Source organism: Collinsella sp. SGI.184 (assembly GCF_050313415.1).
Taxonomy (GTDB): Bacteria; Actinomycetota; Coriobacteriia; order Coriobacteriales; family Coriobacteriaceae; genus Collinsella.
This window is the reverse complement of the sequence record NZ_JBNPLJ010000033.1, coordinates 1-4,838: the sequence shown is the minus strand read 5'-3', so window position 1 is coordinate 4,838 and position 4,838 is coordinate 1. Positions and strand designations below refer to the sequence as shown.

The following is a 4,838-nucleotide window of genomic DNA, read 5'->3' as shown; positions in this document are numbered from 1 at the left end:
GTGCCGGGTTTCCGCGGTCTTCAGCGCTTCTCATGAACAGTCACCTCAATAGCAAAAGCCCCGCAGTCGGAGCGGACTGCGGGGCTCATGAAGAGAGGCTAGTTTGTGGGCGCTTTGCCTGGCGCCCACAAGAGAGGCAACAGAGTAGAGGCTACTCGTGGATGCGGGTACCGGAGAGGCCGGCCATGGTCTCGGCGGCCTTGTCCAGGGCGCCGATGATGCAGGTGCGGCCCTTGCGGGAACGGGCGAACTTGATGGCAGCGCGGACCTTGGGCTCCATGGAACCCTTACCGAACTGGCCCTCGTCGGCCAGGCGCTCGGCCTCGTCGGCGGTGAGGTCCTCGAGCTCCTCCTGGTTGGGCTTGCCAAAGTTGATGGCGACATGCTCAACGGCGGTCAGCAGGAACAGGACGTCGGCGTCGCAGTCCTCGGCCAGCAGCTCGCCGCCCAGGTCCTTGTCGATGACGGCGGGAACGCCCTTGTAGCAACCCTTGTTCTCGTAGTCGCGGACGACGGGAATGCCGCCGCCGCCGCAGGCGATGACGATGAACTCGTTGTCGAGCAGGTTGAGGATGGAGTCGGCCTCGACAATCTTCTTGGGATCGGGGGAGGCGACGACGCGGCGCCAGCCGCGGCCGGAATCCTCGACGAAGACCTTGGAGGGATCCTCGGCCATGAACTCCTTGGCCTGCTCCTCGGTGTAGAAGGGGCCGATCGGCTTGGTTGGGTTCTTGAACGCGGGATCATCCGGATCGCACTCGATCTGGGTGACGACGGTGGCGGCGTGCCAACGCTTATAGCGCTTGTGCATCTCGCGACCGATGCCCTGCTGCAGGTGATAACCAATGTAGCCCTGGGACATGGCGCCGCACTCGGGCAGCGGCATCTCGGGGGTGCCGATGGCGTCGTGGGCGGCAGCGAAGGCATTCTGGATCATGCCGACCTGCGGGCCGTTGCCGTGGGTGATGATGATCTCGTTACCCTGCTCGATGAGACCAAGGAGTGCGTGGGCGGTGTTGCTCACGGCCTCGATCTGCTCGACGGGGTTGTTGCCGAGGGCGTTGCCGCCAAGGGCGACGACAATACGATCGGGCTTGCCAAGAGGCTTAGACATTGCTGGAATCCTTTCTGTAAAAGGCCTACATCCCATTAATAACCCACGTCCGTGCAATACGCGAGTTTATTAAGGTTTATATTCTCTTTATCGCTCATTTTATTCATTTTGAAAACAGTTGAACGGTGAACGGTCGTTTTTACCCGTTCAGCGTAAAGATGCCCAGCTCAAGCATATCTAAGCTATTTACGTGCGACTTTATTTTGATAGAGCAGGGATTAGACCAGATTATGCAGACTATATCTTTGCTAAACACAAAACAGACAGCGCAATATCTTACTCGCACTATACGAGATTCTATGCACTAATTGGACGAGTATGCAGCCCTGCAATAACATGGCGTTTTTCATCCAACTTAAGGAATAGACAAGTGTTCATACCGCGCGTCGGCCGGTAGCCGGCGAGCCGTCTCGTCGATTGCCGCTTCCAGAAATTCAAAAACTGATATTGCGCGCGCAATTGCGGCATGGTACTTTAGCGAGGAACAGCACGGGCTGGGGCGACAGAGATCTGTCGTGAAGTTTGGGTTCGGCGACCCCGCTGCTGTCTTCTCCTTATCCGCCAGCGAACCCCTTGAGCGACGGATTGAGGAGGTCCTTACTATGACAAAAATGCTCAAGATCACGCTAAATGGCGAGACGTTTCTCGCCGACATGCTCTGGGACAAGGCTCCCGAGGCATGCAAGCTGTTCGAATCGTCCTGTCCGGTCGAGTCACGTATCTTTTCGGCCAAGATCTGCGATGCCGAGGTAACCTATCCCGTATCGGGCCCCATCGCCAATTACGAGCACATCGAGAACCCCGTCTTTCACGAGCCGGCGGGCGCCGTGAGCTGGTATGGTGGCTGGTCGTCAATTTGCATCTTCTTTGACGTGTGCGAGCCCTTTGGCACCTGCAGCATGTTCGCCCGCATCTGCGAAGCCGACCGCGAGCGTTTTGCCGCCGCCTGCCGCAATGTCTGGGACAACCAGGGCATGTACATTAAAAACGAAATCGTCGAGATCGAAACGGAGGCCTCAAGATGATGGATATCAACACCCTGCTCACACTCGACCTTGCCGAGTACACCACTGCACTTGAGGCCCTCGCCGACCAAATGATGCTCGAGGAACCGCGCGATATCGACTACATGCGCCGCCGCAAGCTCGACACCGGCCGCGAATTCGCCGTCTGGAACTTCACCGTCGGCTACTGTATGAACGCCGCCGACGCCCTCTCCCTCTTGCGTGCCCAGGCCAACGAAAACGCCAACGACGGCACCGCCGACCTCGCAACAATCAACAACAGTGCCGCGCGCCTGTGCGACTGGTTCTCGGGCGCCTTCGACGTCACCGGCAAAATGGACGACACGACGGCAATCCTCGCCCACAGCCGCGACCTCTACGCCCAGGTAGAGACTCACGAACAGTTCGCGGCCCTCACACGCGCCACCGAGCGCTATCTGGTCCAGCTCCAATTTTGGGTCGACCGCCAGATTCCCTGGCCGGCTATTAGCGACCTCGTCCACGGCTACCGCCTACGCACAGAGAGCGGCGAGACAAGGTAAACCGACCAGGAAGGCCAACAAAGTCCCATCGCGGAACCAAAAGTAAGAATCAGAGGGCTGGAGACGCACACAGCAGCGTCTCCAGCCCCTTCGCAAAGTAGAGCGCTGTTTCAGTGGCTTTGAGACCTTATCGGACCTTTGCTATCTTCCAATTTTTGTATATTTACGCACGCTATTATCCGCAAATTTTTGTATGATTTCAGGCAATTCTATCTGCCAATTTTTGTCATTTGGGGGTTTTATGCTACGCCGTAAGGTCACTGATAAGCTTTTGAGCTGGAAGAATACCTCCAATAAGGCATTACTTGTTACTGGTGCGCGTCAGATCGGCAAGAGCTATGCGATTCGCGCGTTCGGAAAAAGCAACTACGCTTCGTATTTTGAGGTCAATTTACTACTCAATGTCGAGGCAAAGAATGTGCTTATTGGCGCAAAGAACTCCGTTGACTTTATCAACCGCGTAGCCCTTCTTGCGAATGCGCCGCTTGTTGAGGGGGACACGCTTGTCTTTGTCGATGAGATTCAGGAGTATCCGCAGATCGTTACACTCATGAAGGCGTTGGTCGAGGATGGGCGCTTTAGCTATGTCTTCTCGGGGTCTATGCTTGGGACTGAGTTTAAGGGAATCTCTTCTTTTCCGGTGGGGTATGTCGAGCACATTGTTATGCGCCCAATGGATTTTGAAGAGTTTTGTTGGGCAAACAGCGTCAGCGAGAATGTGCTTGCCGGTATTCGCAGCTGCCTTGTCGAGAAGCATCCTGTCGAAAACTATATTCATGAGGCGATGCTCAAAAACTATAGAGCATATATCATTTGCGGCGGCATGCCGGAGGTCGTTCAGAATTATATTGATTCGGGTTATTCGCTCGTGAGCACACGTGAGCTTCAAACTCAGTTGGTCGATCAGTACAAAAGCGATATCTCAAAATATGCATCGACTCGAGCGTTTAACGTTCGGTCGATTTTTGAGCAAATTCCCGTTCAGCTTGAGGCGGAGTCTCATCGCTTTGTTGTTTCGTCTCTGGGTGAGGGAGCTCGCCTTAAAAAATATGAGCAGGATTTCCTGTGGCTTGTTAACGCAGGTGTTGGATTGATGGTCGCCAGGGTGACGGAGCCACGGAGTCCTCTCAAGAGGACGGAGAAAACGACAGCCTTCAAACTATACGAGTCTGATACAGGCATGCTAGCATCGCGGTACCCCGGCAGCACTGCACGCGCCGTCTATCTTGATATGAAAACTCCCAACCTTGGTGGTCTCTATGAGAACGTGGTCGCGCAGGAACTTGTTGCCCTCGGGGCGGATGCATGGTACTACCAAACGCGTGAGGTCGGTGAAGTTGACTTTGTAATCGAAGGCGCCCACGGGCATGTTGTCCCAATCGAGGTCAAATCGGGTAAGAAGGTTCGAGCGCACGCGGCCCTCGATCGTCTGATGAGTGTGGGCGAGTACAAAATTCCCGAGGCCGTTGTACTGAGCCACGAGAACCTCAGCAAAGAGGGCAAGGTTCTGTATGTTCCAATCTACATGACGTTTTGTCTTGATGAGTTTATGGAAAAGGATGACCCCAATAACGATTTCTCGTTCGCGCCCATATCTCTCTAGCCATTTGAATCTGCAATCCAGCCACGCCCCCATCCATCCCCAAAGTGGCGCGACTTTCGCGGCAAAGCCGCGAAACAGCGAAGGGGACAAAAGGCCCCCTCAGCCACGTCCTTCATTCAGCCCCACAATCCGAGGACGTAGTCGTAGCAGGATCTGGGGGCTAACCTTCGCGGACATTCCGCACTGATATCTTCTTAATTGAAGACGTCGATGGCGCACCCGTATACCATTGGCGTCGACACCATCAGATGCGGACCGCGCGGTGACCCCACATTCCGCTGGCGCCCACAGGGCTGCCCTCGTTTTCTGACATGTCCCGCGCGGCCCGCGGCGAGCCGAGACCGCCGCATGACCTAATAGGAGCATGGAGCGATACCGCGGACCCGAACAACCGCATTCTATCGCGCCCCGTCAGTGTGCCGTCTGCCCGGTCCAGGCGAGCACGGAAAGAACGGAGCGAGACATGAGAACCGAATCGACACCCGGCGCCCGCGGGCCGGTCTTCTGCGGGGTCGACACCCACGCCGACTCGCACTGGCTGTGCGTTCTGGACTGGAGGGGCCGCAAGGTCCTGT

Annotated in this window: 4 protein-coding genes; 3 read left to right on the top strand and 1 reads right to left on the bottom strand. The window is 56.1% G+C overall.

The genetic code is table 11. The features are described 5' to 3' along the window. Positions 1-151: 151 nt before the first annotated feature. A complete protein-coding gene (gene arcC, locus ACQRAJ_RS08650; RefSeq protein ID WP_006235166.1) occupies positions 152-1,114 on the bottom strand; it encodes a carbamate kinase in 963 nt (320 codons plus the stop codon). A gap of 602 nt (positions 1,115-1,716) precedes the next feature. Here arcC and ACQRAJ_RS08645 point away from each other — a divergent pair. From ACQRAJ_RS08645 to ACQRAJ_RS08635, 3 genes are all read left to right on the top strand, one after another. Continuing rightward, the gene (locus tag ACQRAJ_RS08645; RefSeq protein ID WP_427719521.1) at positions 1,717-2,139 is read left to right on the top strand and encodes a hypothetical protein; all 423 of its coding nucleotides are present in this window, start codon (positions 1,717-1,719) and stop codon (positions 2,137-2,139) included. After that, positions 2,136-2,660, top strand: a complete 525-nt coding sequence (locus ACQRAJ_RS08640; protein WP_055310074.1) for a hypothetical protein — start codon at positions 2,136-2,138, stop codon at positions 2,658-2,660. Before ACQRAJ_RS08645 ends, ACQRAJ_RS08640 begins: the two co-directional genes overlap by 4 nt. 241 nt (positions 2,661-2,901) lie before the next feature. Further along, positions 2,902-4,263, top strand: coding sequence for an ATP-binding protein (locus ACQRAJ_RS08635; RefSeq protein ID WP_427719524.1), 1,362 nt, complete (start codon positions 2,902-2,904; stop codon positions 4,261-4,263). Positions 4,264-4,838: the final 575 nt, after the last annotated feature.

What these genes read in the sequence shown, in the direction of transcription:
- arcC (WP_006235166.1), bottom strand. Translation starts at nt 1,114, where the DNA reads ATGTCTAAGCCTCTTGGCAAGCCCGATCGTATTGTCGTCGCCCTTGGC.
- ACQRAJ_RS08645 (WP_427719521.1), top strand. Translation starts at nt 1,717, where the DNA reads ATGACAAAAATGCTCAAGATCACGCTAAATGGCGAGACGTTTCTCGCC.
- ACQRAJ_RS08640 (WP_055310074.1), top strand. Translation starts at nt 2,136, where the DNA reads ATGATGGATATCAACACCCTGCTCACACTCGACCTTGCCGAGTACACC.
- ACQRAJ_RS08635 (WP_427719524.1), top strand. Translation starts at nt 2,902, where the DNA reads ATGCTACGCCGTAAGGTCACTGATAAGCTTTTGAGCTGGAAGAATACC.